The organism is Bacteroides ovatus (assembly GCF_001314995.1).
GTDB lineage: Bacteria > Bacteroidota > Bacteroidia > Bacteroidales > Bacteroidaceae > Bacteroides > Bacteroides ovatus.
The window spans coordinates 2844370-2866883 of the sequence record NZ_CP012938.1 but is presented as its reverse complement, the minus strand read 5'-3'; the positions used below and the strand labels follow the sequence as shown (position 1 = coordinate 2866883).

The window sequence follows — 22514 nt, the reverse complement described above, 5'->3', positions numbered from 1 at the left end:
GTAATATTGTTGTTGATTAAACCTTTACCCGTCGTAAACTTTACAGTAGTAAAGTTTTAGAAGTAGATAAGAATGATAAAGACTGGGATAAAATAGATCTAATTAGGTTATATTCAAAAGAGAAACAGATAGAAAGCTGTCTTTTTCAAAGGGTGATATGTAGTTGCGAATTTTATTTTCATTATCTTTGTCTCAATGTATTTACTAAAGCAACAATGATATGGATATTAAAGTAAAAGACAAGGTGAATCAAAGGCATGTCGGTCGCAATCTGCAAAGAATCCGTGTGTATCTGGGTATGAAACAGGAAGCGTTGGCTTCTGATCTGGGTGTTAGTCAACAGGAGATTTCGAAAATAGAGAAACAAGATGAGATAGAAGACGGACTGTTGACAAAAATAGCTGAAGTCTTAGGAATATCTACTGATGTCATCAAGGATTTTGATGTTGAAAAAGCCATTTGTAATATTAATAACTATAAAGATGCCACGATTTCTCCGGGAGCAACAGCAACTGTTTATGCAGCTCATACGCAACAGATTAATCCTCTTGAAAAGGTGGTTGAACTGTATGAACGCTTGTTGAAAAGTGAACAGGAGAAAATAGAGATTCTAAGAGAGTGCATAAAGCAGGGCAAATAATCAACAGACTGGAATATGGAAACGGAAAAGTACACAAATACGATTCATCTGGGAAGAAAAATTGAACGGGTGCGTCGGCTTCGGGGAATGACTCAAGCGGAACTCGGTGATTTGTTAGGTATAACGAAACAGGCTGTTTCGAAAATAGAACAAACAGAGAAGTTTGACGATGAACGATTAGGCGAGATTGCTTCAGCATTAGGCGTTACTGTAGATGGCCTGAAGAATTTTAATGAAGAGACAATCTTGTATAATACGAATAACTTCTACGAGAATTGCGGTGTTAAAAGTGCTGTCAGTAATACAGGTAATAATCAGACCTTTAATAGTTTTCCTGTTGAACAGGTAATTGAGATTTTCGAAAAGCTGTTGGATAAACAAAAGGAGCAATTTGAAACTTTAAAAAAAGAGAAGAAATAAATATCTCCAAGATATTGAGTTTTATCAGTCGTAATTATACTCCTAATGCAATGATAGCTGAATTGATTTCTTCAAAAAACAAGGAAATAGATTGGTTGAAAGAAGAAATTGAGTTTTTAAGAGAGGAAAATGAAAAATTGCTGCTGATTGTGGGTGAAAAGATATTTTCGCTATAATCATTGGTGATTTAACTACAGAATTCAGGTTTTTATACTTGAATTCTGTAGTTTACTATTTATACAAAAAATGTGGACAGTGCCCTTATCGCATTAAATACCTCTTTTTACTATTGCTTATTTACTAGTTCTTTTCCCGCAAATGTTCCGTATGCTTTTCCTGAAACTTCTCCTGTTTTATAATAATCAGCAAGCATTTTTAATATTGTATCAATGTCTGCTTCTTCTTCAATGCTAAGCTTTCCTTCTTTAACATTGAGCTTAACACCATATCTATTACATACTGTTTTCATTTTCTTTATTATCTTGTCATCTATAGTCCTATAGTTTCCGATTCTTGCGATACGAACTAGCTTTTTGTGTATTGATGGTGTTGATTCTATTTTTTCTTCAATCATTTCTAATCCATTAAATTTTCCTGTTTCTCTTAATTCGTTAACAACAATTTTGGATTGTTCTTTATATTCCTCTTGTAGTCCAACTATTTGTTCGAAATTTACTTTTTTGATAACATAGAAAGTTTCATCGTAGTAAATACAGTCTATCTGTTTGTCTAAATTTACCGTCTCTCCTTTGAGTAGTTCTAATTTTTGATTTGATGTATCAAAATAGGTTCTAATTGTTTTTAGTATACTTTTGTTTTCTTTCTCGTCTATGGCAACTTTCCCTGATTGGATTTTTCTAAAAGTGTAAATCCAATCTCTTTCTTCAGAATCATTGAATCCAACGCAATAAGCCCACAATTCATCTTTATTTGATAAGATAGATTCAATGCTCTGCATTTTTGGAGGAGTGGTATTGAGTTGATTACAAACTACGTCGGAAAAGGAGAAAATCTTATTTTGCATAGAATAAGTAAATAAGTGCTGAGTATCATCACTTATAACGTCATAATCAAGTATTTCATAGTTTTTTTTTATGACTTTATCTAATTGTTCAATAGATAAATCATACAAGTATTGTCTAATTTCATCATCAATATCAACTTGATAAACTTTAAAGAGGTATTTGTCTATGATTTTTGCACTTTTCTTTATGTTATCTTTTAATACTCTAGTGATAAAGTATAAGCGAAGATCATTGACATTGGTGGTGCTAACCTTGTCTAAAATTTCTTGTAGTGTCATATTATTATTTATATTTTGTTATTCTCTGTTTTTAGCGAAGAAAAGTTTGTATCCAATAGGATAAATATTGATCATTGTATCTTCAAGAATGTATTTATCCTCAATTATTATTAGTCCATTTCTTTTCTTTCCTCTTTGTTCTATGTATTCTATTTCAAAGATAGAGTATTTAAAACTCAAAATTGGGTTTATTAATAATAGATTTGAGTTTACATAAATACGATAGATGATTATCATTAAAAAGGTGAATGCGAAAATCTCATATCGCGTGTTAAAACATTGGAAAATAAAAGGAATTATATATGTTGCAATATAGCCTATTGATTCACTATTTCGATTTCGAACATCTGTTAGGATGACAATTTCTCCATTGTTAATGTTTTTTTGAAAATTTGAAAATAAAAACCTACATCCTATAAGGCTAAATATAGAAATTGTAATTAATGAAAACGAAAAACCAAACTTCTCAATGAAAAGATTAATAGATTCTCTGTTTATTCCTCCCCAATTTAAGTATGTAACATTTTCTGAGATTTGTTTGAGTACAATCAAAATAAATAAGGGTGTATAGGATGTAATGAATAGCACTAATTCTGCTATCCTATATAACCTATTGATTTGATTAGTTTGACCCATATTTATGTTATGTGCTATTTTTATTGTCAACTATGTGTCGCTAAAAATAGTCAAATTTTAAGAGATATCCAACTTTTTTGAAAAAACATATTGAATATATTGAAATAGAAGATGAAAGTGTCTAATTAGACACATGAATAGAAAATATTTTGCGAAAAATATGATTAGGAAATTGGGGGAGTAAAGCCGTAAAGTAAGAAAAAAGCCTCTGAGAATCAGAGGCTTTTTTCTATTTTTGTGATCCGCCTGGGGCTCGAACCCAGGACCCCAACATTAAAAGTGTTGTGCTCTACCTGCTGAGCTAGCGAATCAATCCTTATTTGCGAATCAGTTATTTCCTGATTGCGGGTGCAAAGGTAGTTACTTTTATTTAATTTGCAAGCATTCCGTAGAAAAAAGTTTCAATTATTTTTCCTAGTTATGGCTTGTTTCTTGATTATCAGTAGTTTCGGCTTCATCATATTTTATCTTTTCTTTGTTGATAATAAAGCGTTGGTAGTAGGAGAGCATTAAAGTTGTTAGTGGTAAGGCGATGATCATGCCGAGCATTCCCATTAATGAACCCCAGATGGAAAGAGATAAAAGAATGATGGCAGGATTCAGTCCGGTAATCTTTCCCATGATTTTGGGGACAAGGAAGGTATCCTGTATGATTTGTACGATTGCAAAGACAGCTAATGCACATGCAATGATAATCCAGAAGTTCTGTCCGGTGTCGGCAGCTTTGAGGATTGCCAATAGAATGGTGGGCAGGAAACCGATGATTTGTAAGTAAGGAACCATATTCAATGCTCCGATGAAAAGTCCCAAAGCGATAGCCATGGGGAAATCGATAATCAGGAAGCCAATGCTGAAAAGGATACCTACGCAAAAAGCAACCAAAGCCTGTCCACGGAAATATCTGTTCATACCATCCTGTACGTCGTGAACTAGGTTGGAGGCAAACGTACGGTATTTATTGGGTAGCAGATGTAACCATCCTTCAGCTATTGCTTCGTAATCCAATAATATAAAGATTACATATAATAATATAATGAAGGAGGCAAGGATGCTGAATAGAATGTTGAGAGATTCTGCAAGCAAAGTCCACACTCTGGGGACGGTATCCTTGATTGCCGCCAGGATATTCTCTTCACTTAATACACGGTTCAACGCCTGAAGATCAATGTTCTCGTGGATAAATTCAGAAAGGTTCTTAGGTACATTGTTACCGGCTCCATTGGTGAGGTAAGTCACCAACAAATCGTTCATTCTGCCTATTTCCGAAATCATCGGCGGCACTAATAGATAGAATAAAGTGACTCCGATAACCGTAATGAGGAATAAGGAACAGAAGATGGAAATAATGCGGCTTTTTAATCGTAGCTTATACTGGAAGAATTTGACTAACGGATAGACCATATAAGCTATCAGCCACGCAATAAAGAAAGGCAATAACACTCCGCTAAGACGTTCCACGAGCATTAATATTCCTACAACTAACATACATCCGATGGAACCGCGTATAAAACTGTCAAATGTTATCTTTTTCCTTTCCATAATCTGTTTCTTTTATAGAGTTTATACTTTCTGCTCATCTTCCCCTCGTGCACGGAGATAACATTCCCTGCACAGAGGTTCATATTCGGCTGTTTCGCCTAAAAGAACCTGTTTCTCATTCTTGACTGTACGATGTGAGAAAGAAGCCAGCTGACCACATTTCACACAGATCGCATGAACTTTGGAGACTTCATCGGCAATGGCGCACAATTGTGGCATAGGTCCGAACGGATTTCCTTTGAAGTCCATATCCAATCCTGCAATGATAACACGGATTCCATTGTTGGCAAGCTGGTTGCATACATCAATCAAACCGCTGTCGAAGAACTGTGCTTCATCAATACCTACTACATCTATCTCAGAAGTAAACAGTAAAATGCTGGCTGACGAATCGATGGGAGTGGAGGCGATAGAATGGCTGTCGTGAGAGACTACGTCTTCTTCTGAATAACGGGTGTCGATAGCAGGTTTGAATATCTCGACACGTTGTTTCGCGAATTTCGCTCTCTTCATTCTGCGAATCAATTCCTCTGTCTTTCCGGAGAACATAGAACCGCAGATTACTTCGATCCGGCCTCTTCTTCTAGTCTCCTGTATGTGGTCTTCTGAAAATAATACCATGAGATTTTGTGTTTTCTTGATTAAATAAATATGTGGACAAAGGTAAGCAATTCAATGTGCAAGAACTGTTAAATTATCCATTATTTTAAGTTATTGCATAAATTATTCCTACATTCGCACCGTATAAACAATGGACTGACATGAAACAGAAGCTATTAACAGATATTGAGTTGGATGTTCATGAGTTGAAGTATCTCATGGATTCATTTACCAAGGAGCCGACTCCGACTTTGTCTGAACTGTTGAAGCGGAGCATTACACGGATGCAGGGGCGTTTGGACGAACTGCAGCAGGAGGTGGATGCTGTTCAGGTAATTTCTCCGTCAGCTGTGGAAGAGACAGCGGAAGAGGAGGATGAAGTTGCCGGGTCTGAAGAGGATTCCCCCGTGATTATACAATCTCTCGAATCGGTTGTTGTGAAAGAAGATGAGGAAGGAGAAGCCATTGTTGCGGAAGAGAAACCTGTCGTAATAGCGGCAGCTGCAGAGACAGCAGCAGCAGCAGAAGAAGAAGAAGAAGAAGAAGAAGAAGAAGAAGGGAAAAAAGAGGAACCGGCAATTGTTGAGGAACCTGTCGTTGAAACTGTTGTGAAAGAGGAAGAACCTAAATCGGCTGTGTTGGGAGAAAGTCTCAAACTGTCTGCCGGCTTGCGACATGCTATCAGCTTGAATGATTCTTTCCGTTTTTCTCGTGAACTGTTCGGAGGCAACACTGATTTGATGAATCGGGTTATCGAACAGATATCAGTAATGAGTTCCTACAAGACTGCAGTCGCATTTCTGTCCTCGAAAGTCGAATTGAATGAAGAAAAGGAGGCGGTGAACGACTTTCTGGAGCTACTAAAGAAATATTTTAATCAATCAGTATAAAACAAAAACAAGATGGGAAAGCTATATGTAGTGCCTACGCCGGTAGGGAATCTGGAGGACATGACTTTTCGGGCTATCAAAGTCCTGAAAGAGGTCGATCTGATTTTGGCGGAGGATACACGTACTTCCGGTATCTTGTTGAAACACTTTGAAATAAAGAATGCAATGCAATCCCACCACAAATTTAATGAACATAAAACGGTGGAAAGTGTTGTTAATAGAATAAAGGCAGGTGAAACGGTGGCACTAATTTCGGATGCCGGAACGCCTGGAATTTCCGATCCCGGATTTCTGGTTGTTCGTGAATGTGTGCGCAACGGTATTGAAGTGCAGTGCTTGCCGGGAGCAACCGCTTTTGTTCCGGCACTCGTAGCATCGGGATTGCCGAACGAGAAGTTCTGCTTCGAGGGATTTCTCCCCCAGAAGAAAGGACGGCAGACACGACTGAAGACATTGGCGGAAGAACACCGTACGATGGTGTTTTATGAATCACCCCACCGTCTGTTGAAGACGTTAACACAGTTTGCCGAATATTTCGGTGCTGAACGTCAGGCAACCGTGTCGCGTGAAATATCCAAGCTCCACGAAGAAACAGTTCGGGGCAGTTTGGCTGAATTGATAGAACACTTTACCGCTACCGAACCCCGGGGCGAGATTGTGATAGTATTAGCAGGAATAGATGATTAAATAATTTCATTAAAAAACGTAAAACGTAAACGTATGAAAAAGTTAGCTGTTTTATTTGTATGCGTAGCCATGTTAGCTTCGTGTGATAGCTTTAAAGGTGGAAGTAAAGACCTGAAAGCTGAAAATGATTCTCTTTTGATGGAACTGAACCAGCGCAATGCTGAACTGGATGATATGATGGGTACTTTCAATGAAGTTCAGGAAGGTTTCCGTAAGATCAATGCTGCCGAAAGTCGTGTTGACTTGCAACGTGGAACCATCACTGAAAACTCTGCCAGCGCCAAGCAACAGATTGCTTCTGACATCGAATTCATCTCTAAACAGATGGAAGAAAACAAAGCGCAGATTGCAAAGTTGCAGGCACAGTTGAAGAACAGCAATTACAATTCTGCACAGATGAAAAAAGCTGTTGCTGCTTTGACTGCTGAATTGAACGCTAAACAACAACGTATCGAAGAACTTCAAACAGAACTGGCTTCCAAGAATATCCGTATCCAGGAATTGGATGCTGCTGTCAGCGACTTGTCTGCTGCTAAAGAAACGTTGGCTGCAGAAAACGAAGCGAAAGCTAAAACCGTTGCTGAACAGGAAAAGAGCTTGAATGCTGCCTGGTTCGTATTCGGTACTAAATCTGAATTGAAAGCTCAAAAGATTCTTCAGAGCGGAGATGTATTGAAGAGCGCTGATTTCAATAAGGATTATTTCACTCAAATCGATATCCGTACAACCAAAGAAATCAAGTTGTACTCTAAACGTGCTGAGTTACTGACTACTCATCCGTCCGGTTCTTATGAATTGGTAAAAGATGACAAAGGCCAGTTGACATTGAAGATTACTAATCCTACTGAATTCTGGAGTGTATCCAGATACTTGGTTATTCAAGTAAAATAAGGTAGACATCCCTTTTTGAATTGCCAATGTGCTGATTCCTGGATTCAAGAAATTAGCACATTGGCTTTTTTGTTTCTTATTATACGCATAACTACTGATGAAATATAAAAATCTTTTTTTTGATCTTGATGATACCATCTGGGCTTTCTCTCAAAATGCCCGTGATACTTTTGAAGAAGTATATCAGAAATATTCATTCGACCGTTATTTTGATTCGTTCGATCATTATTATACCCTTTATCAGCAAAGAAATACCGAACTTTGGATTGAGTACGGCGAAGGAAAAATAACGAAAGATGAATTGAACCGTCAACGTTTCTTTTATCCTTTACAGGCTGTGGGAGTGGAAGATGAAGCGCTTGCCGAACAGTTCTCGAAAGATTTTTTCGCGATTATTCCCACTAAAAGTACTTTGATGCCTCATGCAAAGGAGGTATTGGAATATCTTGCTCCTAAATATAACCTCTATATCCTTTCCAATGGATTCCGTGAATTGCAATCATGCAAGATGCGGTCGGCAGGAGTGGACGGGTATTTCAAAAAAGTGATTCTTTCGGAAGATCTCGGAGTGTTGAAGCCTTGGCCGGCAATATTTAATTTTGCCTTGTCTGCCACTCAATCCGAATTGCGCGAATCCTTGATGATTGGTGACAGTTGGGAAGCGGATATAACCGGAGCGCACGGAGTAGGGATGCATCAGGCTTTTTACAATGTGACGGAACGGACTACTTTCCCTTTTCTTCCCACTTATCACATACATTCCTTGAAAGAATTAATGGATTTATTATAGGTTTTCTGGATTAAGTCGTATTTTTGTTGCGTTTTAATTTTGCATAAAATACGATATAATCATGGATAGTACGCTTCTGCCTTTTGCCTTACTTTGTTTCACTTCATTCTTTACATTGACCAACCCATTGGGAACGATGCCTGTCTTCCTTACCATGACTCATGGTATGACGGATAAGGAACGTCAGTCTATCGTACGTCGCGCCACCATTGTGTCGTTTATTACAATAATGGTATTTGTCTTTGCCGGGCAGTTTCTTTTTAAGTTTTTCGGTATTTCTACCAATGGCTTCCGTATTGCCGGTGGGGTGATTATCTTCAAGATCGGCTTTGATATGCTTCAAGCCCGTTATACACCAATGAAACTGAAAGATGAAGAAATCAAAACGTATGCGGATGATATCTCCATTACTCCTCTCGGCATTCCTATGTTATGCGGTCCCGGAGCGATTGCCAATGCTATTGTCTTGATGCAGGATGCACATTCTTATGAAATGAAGGGAATTTTGATCGGCACTATTGCCCTGATTTATCTGCTGACTTTCTTTATTCTTCGTGCTTCTACGAAATTGGTAAACGTATTGGGCGAGACGGGAAACAATGTAATGATGCGCCTCATGGGATTGATTCTGATGGTAATTGCGGTGGAATGTTTCGTCAGCGGATTGAAACCGATTTTGGTGGATATTGTGAGAGAGGGGATGCTTCCTTGATGATAAAAGATAGAAGGGTTGAAGAGTCCTTAAAATGAAATTTATCTTTGCTGTAAAAAATGAACTACCCTTATAGAAGTTAATAAGATATATATAAATAAAGCCGTAAATGGATGACAACTATCAGGAATATTTTATTTTAAATTACTTTTGTAAAAAATAGATTCCCGAGTTTTTTTATAACCCCCTTAATAGAAATGAGACTAAAACTCCAAGGCTTGCCAAAGAGTTTAGTCTCATTTTTACCTTTATAAATCAGTATCTTTTTTATATCTTGGAATTGGATATATTGTATCTACTCTTTTTTATTTCATTAAAAAGAAGTGAATTGTTTATGGATTCTGATCAGTGGCAATATTTAAGCTTTCATTACCGTCGAACTCTGTCATTGGAATCATCATCGTCATTTCCCAGTCTTCCGGATCAATATAACGTCTGTAGTCTAATAGACGTGCTCCTTCTCCCCATTATTCGATACGATGTTGAAGTAAATGTTTCTTACGTAAAACTATTTATGTATATATTTATAAATAATAAGACCTGCAATTTCGATTAATTCTAAAATTGCAGGTCTCATCTACTTATTTAAAACTTATCCTTATATGGAGGCAATATTAAAAAATGTTTTATCGAGGTAGATTATCACTCCATCCCTCTGTTTGTATAACTCCAAAACCTGAATTAACTTCAAAAGAAGGTATTGGGTACACAAATTTGGCAATGTTGAAATTAGTATACGCTCCATCTGCCACACTAATAATTTTGCCTAATCTTCTTGCATCAAAGAAGCGATGTCCTTCTTGAACCAGTTCTAATTTTCTTTCTTTGTCAATCACATCAATAATCGTCTGATCCTCTGCAATTTCACTATCATCCAAATCCGGGTTTCTTTTTGCCGCTACTTCCAACAGTTTTTCTTTAGCTTTACCATAATCAGGAGTTGATTGTTTTGCATATGCTTCTGCCTGTATTAAATACATTTCAGGCAGTCTGAAAACCGGCAAGTTAGAAATCTGATTATTGGTTGTGATACCACGCATTTTTCCACCAGTCCACGTACCGCCAAGAAGTGCCAGACGAATATCATTAGATGAATATTCTGCTATTGTTGCGCTGTTAATAGACAAACCGTATTTATTCCATAAAGTATTCAGAGCATTAGCAGATAAATAATCATCTTCGGCTTTTGCTATAAAGAAAATGTCTTCTGTCGAAACAGCCAATGTCGTGTACATATTCTTATAGTCTTCTTTGGTTGATACAATTGTACCACCACTTAGGGTTATTGCCTCTTGAGCCGCCGTAATAGCCCCTTCGTAATTTTTCATATAGAGTTTTACGCGAGCTTCAAGTGCAGCAACTGCAGCCGTATTCATATACTGTTTACCTACATTTTCAACACCTTCTTTAGCATAATATTCTTTAGCCTTCGTTATATCATCAAGAATCAGGCTATAATTTTGTTCTACACTAACTCTTGACACCTGTGAATAGGCAGGGACGGGCTCAGTAACGTTTACGATACCTAATGTCGTTTTGTTGGCTTCCGAATATGGCAAACCAAACATGTTAGTCAAATAGAAAGAACAGAGGGCTTTAATTGCATAGGCTTGAGCGATGCATCCTTCCACTTCTGTCAGATCCCCCTTTGTTACTTCTTTAAATGAAGCACCTTCTTTAATGATACGTGCACAACGGTCGATAGCCCAATATCCGTATGCCCATATTTCTTCTATGTATGAATTAGTATCCAGTATCTGATAGCGGAAGATGTCATAGAAATGGGACGTTGCAACGGAATGTGAAGTGATATCCGTTGGCGCATCTCCAATTGCTAATACATCACGTCCCAGAAAACGATATGAACCTAATGTGTAATATACACCATTTAAAGCATTCTGAAAATCTTGGGTAGTAACCAAGGCTTCTTCTGTCGGAACAGAAGTTGATGGCGTTTCTGTCAAGAAGTCATCGCATGCGGTGAATGAAATTGCCATCCAACCGGTTAATAAAGCAAATAATATTTTCTTCATTGTCATAAATTTCTAAAGTTATTTTTTAGAAGCTAAGATTAAGACCGAACATGATATTTCTAGGTACAGGATATGCCCAAGACTGCATACCGGTAGATCTAGTTTGTGGATCAAATCCTATAAAATCTTTAGCAGTGATAGTGAACAAATTGTCAGCAGAGATATAAACTCTTAAATTGTCAATAGCCACTTTATTCATAAGGTTCTTCGGAAGAGTATATCCTAAAACCATGGATTTCATTCTCAAATAAGAACCGTTCATTAAGAAACGGCTGGAATTAGTTTCTGCTCCCGAGTTGTCTCCAGCTACAAATTTGGGTACGTCGGTTATATCTCCCGGCTTTTGCCAGCGGTTGTCATAAACATAGTTAGATACCGGACCTAAGAAATAATGTCCAACCTGCATATCAAATGCAAATCCGGAGTTATATACTTTATTTCCCAAGGTGAAACTGGTATCAAAAGAGAAGTCAAAACCTTTGTATTTGAAATTCATTCCAAAGCCACCATAAAATTTAGGATCGGCAGAACCTACAATTCGCTGACCGGCCTCATTTACATTTTTTGTTTTCTCATCCCCTTCTTGTCCTTTATACCACATTGCTTCTCCTGTTTCAGGATCCACTCCTGCATATTCCGGCATATAGAATGTATTATACGCCTCGCCAACTTTTCTGATAGTTAGAGTATTCTCAATTGGTTTTTCTGTGGCAAGTTTTATGATTTTATTTTTATTTGCCGTACCAGTGAAACGAACATCCCAACTGAAATCCTTATTTCTAAGTACGTTAGCGTTAATCAAGAATTCTATACCTTTGTTTTCCATCTCACCTACATTTTTTAGGATAGACCCGAATCCAGTTGTGTAAGAAAGTGGTACATCAAATATCATATCTTTTGTCCGTTGGTTATAATAATCTACTTCGAGTGTCAGTCTTTCAAAGAAAACAGCATGGATACCGATATCGGCTTTTGCAACAGTCTCCCATTTTAGATCCGGATTGGCTATTTGGTAAGGAATAGCTCCTGGTTTACCATTATAAGAATATCCATAATTATATAATCCCATTGCTGCATAATAACCAATATCCTGATTACCTACAGTTCCATAACTACCTCTGATAGTCAAATCTGTCAACCAACTTTTGGTATTTTCCATAAAGCTTTCGTTAGAGATGCGGTATTTTGCTCCTATAGACCAGAAAGGAGCCCATTTGTTGTTTACACCAAATCTTGACGAGCCGTCATAACGGAAACTGCCTGACAGATAATATTTATCATTCAAGTTATATTCTGCATTCATAAAGAACGAAGAAAGAGTGCTTGCTTTGGTTGAAGATCCCGCCCCTGTTGGCTTGGAAGCATTGTCCAATTCAAAAACAGCATCACTAGGATATCCACTGGCAGCTGCATAAATTGTTCTATAAGATATTTTCTGTGCTTCTTGTCCCAACAATACATTCAAATGATGCATGTCTTTGAAAGTGCGGTTGAAGTTTACGGTATTGGTAATGGTCAAGGTTGTTGCCCTTTCCTGATTTCTTTGACCAAGCATACCGCTACCGGAATATTGAGGATTATAAATTGAACTGTAAAAGAACTCGTCCAAGTCAATTAAGCTCAATCCTGCATTTGTCTTCCATGTTAAGCCATCAATAATATTATAAGTAAAATATGGATTCACAACCAATGTAATCTGCTTTTGATTACGTTTATCACCTTTTTCTTTATCGTTAATGGCTACAGGATTATAATTAACATTTGTATTATATGTTCCATCTTCATTGCGCACCTGTTCAAACGGACGGATGTCATATACTGCTACAATAGGATTAGTATATTGGCTTTCAGTCATAGTATTGTTTATATCGGAGAGTGCTCCATTCACAGAAAGTCCATATCCTATCCGCCCGCTTTTTCCATCTAAACTAATACGTCCGCTATAGCGTTTCATTCCAGTTCCGATGACGATACCTGTATTCTGAAAATATCCTCCACTAATATAATAGCGCAAATTTTCATTCCCACCTTGAGCACTGATATCATATTCTTGTGAAAAACCATTTTGCAGAATCTCCTTCAGCCAATCCACACTCTTGATATTTTGCGTCAAGTCCACATTATACCAATCCATAACATAGGCATTCAGCCATTCAGCAGAAGTCATGCCATCCTCACCGTCATATCCTGCATTTGTTAGTCCTTCGGTCCAGATCTCTTTGTATTTATCCAGATTTGTCGTACGATAATTATGATCTATCTTACCTACAAAACTAGTTCCGACTTTTGCATTCACATTAAAACGCGCTTTTCCCAGACTACCTTTTTTAGTAGTAACTACAATTACTCCATTCGCTGCACGAGCTCCATAAATAGCTGTAGCTGTAGCATCTTTCAAAACTGTGATGGACTCAATGTCGTTAGGATTGATATTAGCCATCGGACTTGCCGCCATATCCCCTGTCCCGGCTTTGTTATAAGCCCCCATTTTGTCTGTGTAAATGGCAATACCATCAATTACGTATAAAGGTTCGGTTCCAGAATTCATTGAACCAACTCCACGAATAGTAGTAGAAGCGTATGCACCAGGTTGTCCAGTCAAGCTATTTACTTGTAAACCAGCTACTGATCCTTCCAAAGACTTCATAAAGTTTGCATCTGTTTTTTTCATCAAGTCCTTATTATCCACCGTTTGGGCAGATCCCGTAAATGCCGCTTTTTTAGTTACCCCATATCCGGTTACCACAACCTCATCTATTAGCTGTGCATCAGATTTGAGAACCACTCGCAAATTGGGCTTTATCGCCACTTCCTGCGTCTGCATACCGATGTACGAAATCTGCAAAGTCTTTGCAGAACTAAATACAACTATAATATGTTGATTACTAACAATATATATGATGTTTGCTTTCCTTTGGAAATATTTTTCTGTTGTAGTTATTATACAGATTATCAATATATTAAGCACCTACCAAACATATTAGTTTACTGATTTATGATACCAGATTTCTATCAAAAATAGGGCATAACCATCTATTAATTAATTATTTAAGTTCTTATCTTATATGATATAAGCTAAAACTTATTTCCATCTTAACTGTTGAAGATGGTTTTCTTGTTCTAAATTATATCCAATAATTATTGACTATAATAATATATTCATTAGCAAACGGTAATCTAAGAAAAAGAAAAACTCCAGATGAAAAAATGCATATTTTATTACTGTATATTTTAAAATATGCAGGGGTGGATTCAAATATCCTCCAAAATCGCAGAGAATATGATTGATGAATATTTATATTGGATGGTTATATGCTTTTTCTGTATCAAAGAGATTGTGTAATTACATCTAATTATGCAAAAAGAGGTATTTATCATTTATCTGATGCTAAAATGAAAGAACCCCAAATGCCGGATTTTAATAGCTATTAGAGGCTGTCAAGTTTATAAATTAGCTTTTAATCCTTTCCTTTTAAAGAAAGCAAGGGCTTCTCTACGACCAATGACTCGTTCCTTTTAAAGGAACGCTTTATTCCTTTAAATGGGACGAGTGATAATATTCGTAATTATGATGTATCTTTAGATTATATATATGCGTTTTCGGAACTTATATTGCATATTCTTTCATTTAATTATACACACTTTCTTCTATTAGAGAAAATTATACCTTCCATTTCTATAACCAAATCTTAAAAACAGAACACTTTCGTTTAGTTTTTGTGCTTATTATTATTTTTTTGATGAGGCAGTTTTCTCAAGATCACGCACCACTGTAATATCCATTATATTCGCATATACCTGCGTGGTCTTTACACTTTTATGTCCTAACAGTTTTTGTACAGTAGTTATATTGGCACCATTATATAATAATAAGGTAGCATTTGTATGACGGGCGGTGTGAAACGATACACGTTTATCAATTTTAGCCAAGCCTGCCAATATGTTTAATTCCTTATTAATATTAGAATTGTCTTTCAACTTGAAAAAACTATTGAAGTCATCTTTATAGCGTTGCAATATCTGGATTCCTTTACCCTCAAATAATAAATATAAAGGAAGGCGTACCTCCATACCTGTTTTGACAGATTTGTATATTATCCAAGTCTCCTGATGGAACTCAACAATATTTGCAGAGGTCAGATTAGTGAAATCAGAATATCGTAATCCAGCATAACAGCAAAATAAAAAAGCATCTTTTGTTTTTTGCAGTCTCGTATATCTTCCAGTCAGCTGCAAATTCTCAAATTTGTGTAACTCTTCCGGAGCTAAGTGTGTATGGCTTCCTTCTATACTTTTAATTTTATATTTTCTAAAGGCATACTTCTGTATATCCATATACTCCTTATTTATTGCAACATTAATATATCGTTTCAGATGCTTCATGTGCTTGGCAATAGTATTAAGGTGATAACCTTTAGATTGCAGATAATTATCAAATGAAGACACAAACTCAAATGTCAAATCGGTAAATAATACCTCTTTCTTGAACTCCTGAAGTAATTCAAGCGTGGAAAGGTGATTTTGACGGGTACTTTCTTTCAAAGAAGAATTGGCTATCTCCTCTTTAAAAAAAGTCAAAAACGACCTTCCATTGCTTAGAGGTTTATCAATAGAATTTTTTAATAAATCTAACGATATGGACTTTCCCTGTTGCCATAGTCCAAGTTCTGTTTGCTCAATAGCTGCTATATTTTCATATAACATACGATTCAAAACATTCGCATTAGGATGATTCTTCACCATTTTTCGTTTGGCATCCCACTGTTCCGGTTTGAGATATATTTTGGTGGAGAAATACATCTTTTTCCTGTTCAGATAGGCTTCTACCTGAACTAATGCCATTCCTCTTTTATTCAATCTCTTCTTTCTGTTAAACACAAGGTTGTAACTGATCTTTTCCATACTTTCATTTTTTAATTAATAATAGAACAAATTAGACGTAATTCTGTGCTATATCAGAGGCGAATAAGCATTAATATCTCTAAAAAATAAATCTTCAAATCACTTGGTATTCACAAAACTTTAAATTAAATGCCACTTTTTTATTCGCTTTTTCACGAAAAAAGCAAAAAGAATGGCTTTTAAAGGTGTTTTATGACTAAAAACGAGTAAAAGAAATATTAAAAGAGGCATTTTGCTTATGCAAAGTGTCAATTGCTGTTTTAGCAATCAAAGCTTTTGGTTGAAAAAAATATGCTTATCGGCATAAATACAGCTTGTAAAATAACAAAATGTTATATTTGCAACCTTTTTTTATTAATATAATTGCTAGTTTCAGTTTTATTAATATATTTGCAAATTGTTAGAGTAAAGATACAAATAATGTAAAGTTAAACTTTAAGAGAGAATTTATGAAAAGAAAATTAATGCTGTTATTGGCATGCCTTTTTGTGGGCATAGGCCTAGTAACTGCCCAGACTCAAAAGGTCACAGGCGTTGTGATTTCTGAAGAAGACGGGCAGCCAGTTGTTGGCGCTTCTGTGTTGGTAAAAGGTACCACTCTGGGTACAATCACAGATGTAGATGGTAATTTTAATTTGTCGAATGTACCAAGTTCTGCAAAGACTTTGCAGATTTCGTATATTGGTATGCAGACACAAGAAGTGGTGATCAAACCAACTTTAAAAGTTGTGCTAAAGTCTGATTCCCAAAATCTAGATGAGGTTGTAGTGACAGCTATGGGGATTAAGCGATCGGAAAAATCCCTAGGTTATGCCGTATCTAGTGTGAAGGGAGATGAAATAACTAAAGCACGTGAAAGTAATGTACTTAATTCATTGTCTGGTAAGATTGCGGGACTGCAAATAGCCCAATCATCTGGTACGGTAGGTGGTAGTTCAAGTATACAGATTCGTGGAGCTTCGTCTATTGGTACCGTTTCTTCTCCTTTATTTATTATTGACGGGCTTCCAATTGACAATGGTTCCTATAACCCTGACAGAACTAATGGTATAGTTGATGTCGGTAATCGTGCAGGGGATATTAATTCAGATGATATTGAATCTATCAATGTATTGAAGGGAGCAGCTGCAACAGCATTGTATGGAGCGCGTGCAAAGGATGGTGCTATCGTTATTACTACTAAGAAGGGAAAGAAGAACTCACCGGTGTTTGTAACAGTAAACTCTTCTACACGATTTGAAAATGTACTAAAGTTACCTGACTTTCAAAATGAATATGCACAAGGCAGTTATGGTGTATATAATGTGAAAATGTTGAATGGTTGGGGACCGAAGATCTCATCGGTACAAGATCAGCAGTTTACAGATTACAAAGGTGATAAAGTGACTTTGAAGGCAAATCCTGATAATGTAAAGGATTTCTATGAAACGGGAATGAGTTATATTAATAATGTATCAGTTGCGGGGGGTGGTGAAAAGGCGGACTTCCGTTTGAGCTTTACTTCTACTAATCAGACTGGTGTTGTACCTGGATCTGACTATAATAAATACGCTTTTTCTGTCAATGCGGGTATGAATTTTACTAAGAACTTCACAGGTCGTATTTCTGCTCAATATATACGTTCCGACTCTGAAGGTCGTCCAGCGCAAGGTGCAAATGATAGTAACCTACTGATTCCATTGATTAATGGATTGCCGAGAACTATTGATATACATGATATTCAAAAGAATTGGGTGGATGAGAATGGAAAGCAAATCACATTAGATCCGGAAGGTAAAAGTAATAATCCATATTGGATTATTAATAAGAATAAGTTTACCAATAATTTAGATCGTATGATTGGTAATATCACATTGACTTATAAACCGATTGAAGGACTGACTATCACCAATAATGCCGGAACAGATTTTTACACAGAAGGAAGGCGTAAGGTATATGCAAAAGGTACTGTAGGAGCCTTGAACGGAAAGTTCCAGACTTGGAATTTGTATAAAAGAATTATAAATAATGACTTAATGGTTTCTTACGAGAAGACTTTTGCAAATGACTATCATTTTAAGGTAATGATGGGGCATAATCTCTATCAGGAGGAATGGAAGAATGAAAATGTGCAGGCGCAGAATCTGGTTGTTGATGGGCTATACACATATACTAATGCGAAGTCTACTACTCCGGTAAATTATTATGAAAAGAAACGTCTTGTTGGTTTATATGGAGATATTAGTTTGGGATACAAAGATATGCTTTTCGTAAATGTAACAGGACGTAATGACTGGTCGTCTACTCTACCGATCAATAATCGTTCCTATTTCTATCCTTCCATAAGTGGTAGTTTTATTTTTACGGAGTTGATGGAAAACAAAGATATTCTGAATTTTGGTAAGGTTCGTTTGAGTTATGCTAATGTGGGTAGTGATGAAGATCCGTACAATTTGGCATTTAAATATACTCCCGCTAGTACTTACTTTTTGCAATATCTGGGTAATGTTAACACTTTCCCCCATATGGGATTAGTTGGCTTTACGGGACCTCGTGTCTTACCAAATGAGAATTTGAAGCCGCAAAATCAAAGTTCTTTTGAAGTTGGAGCTGATTTGCGTTTCTTCGGTGGAAAAATTAGGTTAGATATGACTTATTATAGCAATATTACAAAGAATCAGATTGTAAGTATTGATGTCCCATTGTCAACAGGCTACTTTGCCAATAATATTAATGCCGGGAAGATTGCCAATAAAGGTGTTGAAGTAACTTTGGGGTTGACTCCTGTGGAAACACGTGATTTTAAATGGGACCTGGATGCAACATTTGCTTCAAATAAGCAGACAGTGGAGGAGTTAGCTGAAGGACTTGATGAATATACGTTAACGAGTGGACTGAGCGGTTTACAAATTAAGGCTGCTAAAGGAGATTCGTTTGGCTTGTATGGCACGGGTTGGAAACGTGATGACCAAGGAAATTATGTGATTAATTCTAAAACAGGTTTGAGAGAAACTGTTAATAACGTGCGTTTAGGAGATGTATATCCTGATTTTACGATGGGAATCAACAATACATTTACTTATAAGGGAGTTACCTTGAGTTTCTTGATTGATATCCGTCATGGAGGTTCTTTGTATTCAGAGACTGTAGCTAATTTAAGAAGTAGCGGTTTGGCTGCTGAAACAATAGCTCACCGTGAAGATGCTTCCTTTATTGAGCCGGGTGTAATCCTTCAGGATGATGGAACATATAGACCTAATGATGTTCCTGTGAAAAGTATGCAGGATTATTGGCAGCATATATCCAATTCTAGTAATAATGAAGGGAATATCTATAATGCATCATTTGTAAAACTCAGAGAGGTACAGTTGTCTTATAGCTTCCCACGCAAATGGTTCAAGAGCTTTTTTGTTAAATCATTGGATTTAGGTTTTGAGGCACGTAACTTATGGATTATTAAAGATCATGTGCCACATATTGATCCGGAAGCTAACTTCTTCGGTCCTTCTCAGATTGGGGGTGGTGTAGAGTTTAACAGCATACCTTCTACCAGAAGTTTTGGATTTAATGTCAGATTAACATTGTAAGATTTAAACGAATATGATAATGAAAAAGAAAATATTAACATACGCATTGAGCGCTTTGGCATGTTTAACTTCATGTAGCGATTGGCTCGATATTAACCATGATCCCAATACTGCCGAGAAAGTTGATCCCGGGTATTTGTTTAACTATGTAGCTGTAAACTGGGCTGGAACACGCACTGGTGGTGACTTTTATATTCCTTTATCTATGAGTTCGCAGTGTCAAGTTGATGGTGGACTTGATTACGGTGGCTGGGATGAATCTGTATATACTATTTCTCCTTATAGTACAGGGAATGTCTGGAAACATTATTATTCTGTAGGTGGCAATAATTTGATGTTAGCTATTAAAAATGCAGAAGAGTCAGAACCGGTGAATCACAATGCTATTGCGCAGTGTAAGATTCTTTTGGCTGAGCATATGTATGAGGCAACGATGTTGTGGGGAGATATTCCTTTCACAGAATCCTGGAACGGAACAATTAAATATCCGAAATTTGATTCTCAGGAAAGTGTATTGAATGGTGTTTTGTCATTACTTGATGAGGCATTACAGCTTATAGATCTGAATGATGCTAATGCAATTGATGAGTACGATATCTATTACAAAGGTGATATGAACAAATGGATGACTTTGGCAAAGTCTTTAAAATTCAGAACATTGATGGTTATGGTAGATAAAGACCCTTCTAAGGCTGCTGCTATTGGTACGTTGCTGCAGGCTGGAGGAATGGTTGCATCAGCAGCGGACAATTTGGTATTTCCTTACTCTACAGATCCGGGTAACCAGAACCCTAAATATGAACTTATAGAATTGGTTGGGGGGACACAAATATTGTTCTTTGCCAGCAATTATATGTTGAAACCGATGCAAGAACGTAATGATCCCCGTATTCCCTGTTATTTTGAACCGGGTGCGGATGGTGTATACCGGGGGTTGGGTAATAGAGAGGCTGCAAAGACGGATGATGAAGAAAATCTACTGTCATCTGTTGTAAGCAACTACCTTTTCAGAAGAGACGCTCCGGAATTGATTTATTCTTGTCAAGAACAGCTACTTTTGGAAGCAGAAGCTTATGCGCGCGGATTAGGAGTTGCTCAAAATCTGTCGAAAGCTAATGAACTGTACCTGAAAGGAATTCGTGAAGCATGTGCTTTTTATGGAGTTGCGGAATCCGATATTGATACATATGTTACAGGTTTACCGGAATTGACAACGATGACCCAGGAAAAAGCTCTGTATGAGATTCATATGCAGCAATGGATTGATTTGATGGATCGTCCGTTTGAGGAGTTTGTACAATGGAGGCGATCTGGTACTGCCGGAAACGAGGTCCCGACATTGCAAGTCCCGGAAGATGCAACTTCAAAAGAATTGATCAGAAGATGGGAATATAGTCCTGAAGAAATGACAGCTAATATTAATGCACCGAAAGAATCTCCGAAAATCTGGGAAAAACTATGGTTTGATTTATAATTGAATTACCATAAATGATACGAAAAAGAGGACAATAAAACATTGTCCTCTTTTTTTTTGTTATATTTGCGCCCACATTATTATATATAATAGAAGTAAAGAATGAAAGAATTTGTAATATCCGAAGCCAAAGTAGAAACAGCAGTGCTTGTAGGACTCATCACACAGACGCAGGATGAGCGTAAAACAAACGAGTATCTGGATGAACTGGCTTTCCTTGCCGAGACGGCTGGGGCGGAAGTTGTGAAACGATTTACACAGAAGTTGCCGACGGCTAACTCTGTGACTTATGTTGGAAAAGGAAAGTTGGAAGAAATCAGACAATATATCCATGACGAAGAGGAAGCAGAACGTGAAGTAGGAATGGTCATCTTTGATGATGAGCTTTCTGCGAAACAGATTCGTAATATTGAAGCTGAACTGAAAGTGAAGATACTGGACCGTACTTCACTGATTCTTGATATATTTGCCATGCGTGCGCAGACAGCCAATGCGAAGACACAGGTAGAACTGGCACAGTATAAATATATGTTGCCGCGTTTGCAGCGGCTTTGGACTCACTTGGAACGCCAGGGAGGTGGTTCCGGTGCCGGTGGTGGCAAAGGTTCCGTGGGACTTCGTGGTCCGGGTGAAACACAGCTTGAGATGGACCGCCGTATCATCCTGAACCGTATGTCATTGCTGAAAGAACGTCTGGCGGAGATTGACAAGCAGAAAGCTACCCAACGCAAGAATCGCGGACGCATGATACGTGTTGCACTGGTTGGTTATACCAATGTGGGAAAATCAACCATGATGAATCTTCTCTCCAAGAGTGAAGTGTTTGCGGAAAACAAACTGTTCGCTACTTTAGACACTACTGTGCGCAAAGTGATTATCGATAATCTACCGTTCCTGTTGTCAGATACAGTAGGGTTTATTCGCAAGTTACCTACCGACTTGGTAGAATCTTTTAAATCTACCCTGGATGAGGTACGTGAAGCAGATTTGCTTGTGCACGTAGTCGATATTTCCCACCCCGGATTTGAGGAACAGATTGAGGTGGTGAACAAGACCCTGGCAGAGATTGGAGGCAGTGGCAAACCTATGATACTTGTATTTAATAAAATAGACGCTTACACCTACGTGGAGAAAGCGCCGGACGACCTTACCCCCCGAACAAAGGAAAACTTAACACTCGAAGAACTGATGAAGACGTGGATGGCAAAAATGGAGGATAACTGCCTCTTTATTTCCGCCCGCGAACGAATCAATATAGACGAACTGAAAAATGTAGTTTATCAGCGAGTGAAAGAATTACACGTTCAGAAATATCCCTATAACGATTTTCTTTATCAGACCTACGAAGAAGAGGAAGAATAATCAATATGCTAATGTGCTGATGTGCCAATTGGTTGCGCATACTGCATCAGAATTGGCACATTGGCATAT

The 22514-nt window shown here is 37.3% G+C and carries 17 protein-coding genes and 1 tRNA gene; 11 read left to right on the top strand and 7 right to left on the bottom strand.

Annotated features, from left to right (window positions below):
* Positions 1 to 220: 220 nt before the first annotated feature.
* The 3 genes from Bovatus_RS11415 to Bovatus_RS25765 are packed head-to-tail and all read left to right on the top strand — an operon-like array spanning position 221 to position 1236.
* Positions 221 to 640, top strand: coding sequence for a helix-turn-helix domain-containing protein (locus tag Bovatus_RS11415; protein WP_004299169.1), 420 nt, complete (start codon positions 221 to 223; stop codon positions 638 to 640).
* A 15-nt stretch (positions 641 to 655) separates the two neighbouring features.
* Positions 656 to 1060, top strand: a complete 405-nt coding sequence (locus Bovatus_RS11410) for a helix-turn-helix domain-containing protein (protein ID WP_004299170.1) — start codon at positions 656 to 658, stop codon at positions 1058 to 1060.
* A gap of 50 nt (positions 1061 to 1110) precedes the next feature.
* Positions 1111 to 1236, top strand: coding sequence for a hypothetical protein (locus Bovatus_RS25765; protein WP_004299171.1), 126 nt, complete (start codon positions 1111 to 1113; stop codon positions 1234 to 1236).
* Between the two features lie 110 nt (positions 1237 to 1346).
* Here the strand turns inward: Bovatus_RS25765 and Bovatus_RS11405 are convergent, their stop codons facing one another.
* From Bovatus_RS11405 to Bovatus_RS11385, 4 genes are all read right to left on the bottom strand, one after another.
* Complete coding sequence (locus tag Bovatus_RS11405; RefSeq protein ID WP_004299172.1) at positions 1347 to 2363, bottom strand: Kiwa anti-phage protein KwaB-like domain-containing protein; 1017 nt, start codon at positions 2361 to 2363, stop codon at positions 1347 to 1349.
* Positions 2364 to 3237: 874 nt separating this feature from the next.
* Positions 3238 to 3310: transfer RNA gene (locus Bovatus_RS11395), tRNA-Lys, on the bottom strand.
* 103 nt (positions 3311 to 3413) lie between these two features.
* The gene (locus Bovatus_RS11390; RefSeq protein ID WP_004299174.1) at positions 3414 to 4538 is read right to left on the bottom strand and encodes an AI-2E family transporter; all 1125 of its coding nucleotides are present in this window, start codon (positions 4536 to 4538) and stop codon (positions 3414 to 3416) included.
* A gap of 21 nt (positions 4539 to 4559) precedes the next feature.
* On the bottom strand, positions 4560 to 5159 hold the full coding sequence (locus Bovatus_RS11385) for a thymidine kinase (protein ID WP_004299175.1): 600 nt from the start codon (positions 5157 to 5159) through the stop codon (positions 4560 to 4562).
* Between the two features lie 140 nt (positions 5160 to 5299).
* Here Bovatus_RS11385 and Bovatus_RS11380 point away from each other — a divergent pair, with 140 nt between their 5' ends.
* From Bovatus_RS11380 to Bovatus_RS11360, 5 genes are all read left to right on the top strand, one after another.
* The gene (locus Bovatus_RS11380; RefSeq protein ID WP_004299176.1) at positions 5300 to 6028 is read left to right on the top strand and encodes a hypothetical protein; all 729 of its coding nucleotides are present in this window, start codon (positions 5300 to 5302) and stop codon (positions 6026 to 6028) included.
* 12 nt (positions 6029 to 6040) lie between these two features.
* Complete coding sequence (rsmI, locus tag Bovatus_RS11375; RefSeq protein WP_004299177.1) at positions 6041 to 6715, top strand: 16S rRNA (cytidine(1402)-2'-O)-methyltransferase; 675 nt, start codon at positions 6041 to 6043, stop codon at positions 6713 to 6715.
* Between the two features lie 33 nt (positions 6716 to 6748).
* Positions 6749 to 7606: a Cbp1 family collagen-binding glycoprotein adhesin gene (locus Bovatus_RS11370; RefSeq protein ID WP_004299178.1), complete on the top strand. Its 858-nt coding sequence runs from the start codon at positions 6749 to 6751 to the stop codon at positions 7604 to 7606.
* 97 nt (positions 7607 to 7703) lie between these two features.
* Positions 7704 to 8396: a YjjG family noncanonical pyrimidine nucleotidase gene (locus Bovatus_RS11365; RefSeq protein WP_004299179.1), complete on the top strand. Its 693-nt coding sequence runs from the start codon at positions 7704 to 7706 to the stop codon at positions 8394 to 8396.
* Positions 8397 to 8457: 61 nt separating this feature from the next.
* On the top strand, positions 8458 to 9108 hold the full coding sequence (locus Bovatus_RS11360) for a MarC family protein (RefSeq protein WP_004323496.1): 651 nt from the start codon (positions 8458 to 8460) through the stop codon (positions 9106 to 9108).
* A 626-nt stretch (positions 9109 to 9734) separates the two neighbouring features.
* Here Bovatus_RS11360 and Bovatus_RS11355 read toward each other — a convergent pair.
* From Bovatus_RS11355 to Bovatus_RS11340, 3 genes are all read right to left on the bottom strand, one after another.
* Positions 9735 to 11147 carry a RagB/SusD family nutrient uptake outer membrane protein gene (locus Bovatus_RS11355; protein WP_004299182.1) on the bottom strand — a complete coding sequence of 471 codons (1413 nt, stop codon included), beginning with the start codon at positions 11145 to 11147 and terminating at the stop codon, positions 9735 to 9737.
* 19 nt (positions 11148 to 11166) lie between these two features.
* The gene (locus tag Bovatus_RS11350; protein ID WP_230328191.1) at positions 11167 to 13965 is read right to left on the bottom strand and encodes a SusC/RagA family TonB-linked outer membrane protein; all 2799 of its coding nucleotides are present in this window, start codon (positions 13963 to 13965) and stop codon (positions 11167 to 11169) included.
* A 905-nt stretch (positions 13966 to 14870) separates the two neighbouring features.
* Positions 14871 to 16043, bottom strand: coding sequence for a site-specific integrase (locus tag Bovatus_RS11340; RefSeq protein WP_004299185.1), 1173 nt, complete (start codon positions 16041 to 16043; stop codon positions 14871 to 14873).
* Positions 16044 to 16492: 449 nt separating this feature from the next.
* On the opposite strand from Bovatus_RS11340, the gene Bovatus_RS11335 reads away from it, so the two are divergent.
* From Bovatus_RS11335 to hflX, 3 genes are all read left to right on the top strand, one after another.
* Positions 16493 to 19609, top strand: a complete 3117-nt coding sequence (locus Bovatus_RS11335; protein WP_004299186.1) for a SusC/RagA family TonB-linked outer membrane protein — start codon at positions 16493 to 16495, stop codon at positions 19607 to 19609.
* A gap of 13 nt (positions 19610 to 19622) precedes the next feature.
* The gene (locus Bovatus_RS11330) at positions 19623 to 21083 is read left to right on the top strand and encodes a SusD/RagB family nutrient-binding outer membrane lipoprotein (RefSeq protein WP_004299187.1); all 1461 of its coding nucleotides are present in this window, start codon (positions 19623 to 19625) and stop codon (positions 21081 to 21083) included.
* 102 nt (positions 21084 to 21185) lie between these two features.
* Entirely contained in the window at positions 21186 to 22445 is a 1260-nt protein-coding gene (hflX, locus tag Bovatus_RS11325; RefSeq protein ID WP_004299188.1) for a GTPase HflX, read from the top strand.
* Positions 22446 to 22514 lie beyond the last annotated feature (69 nt).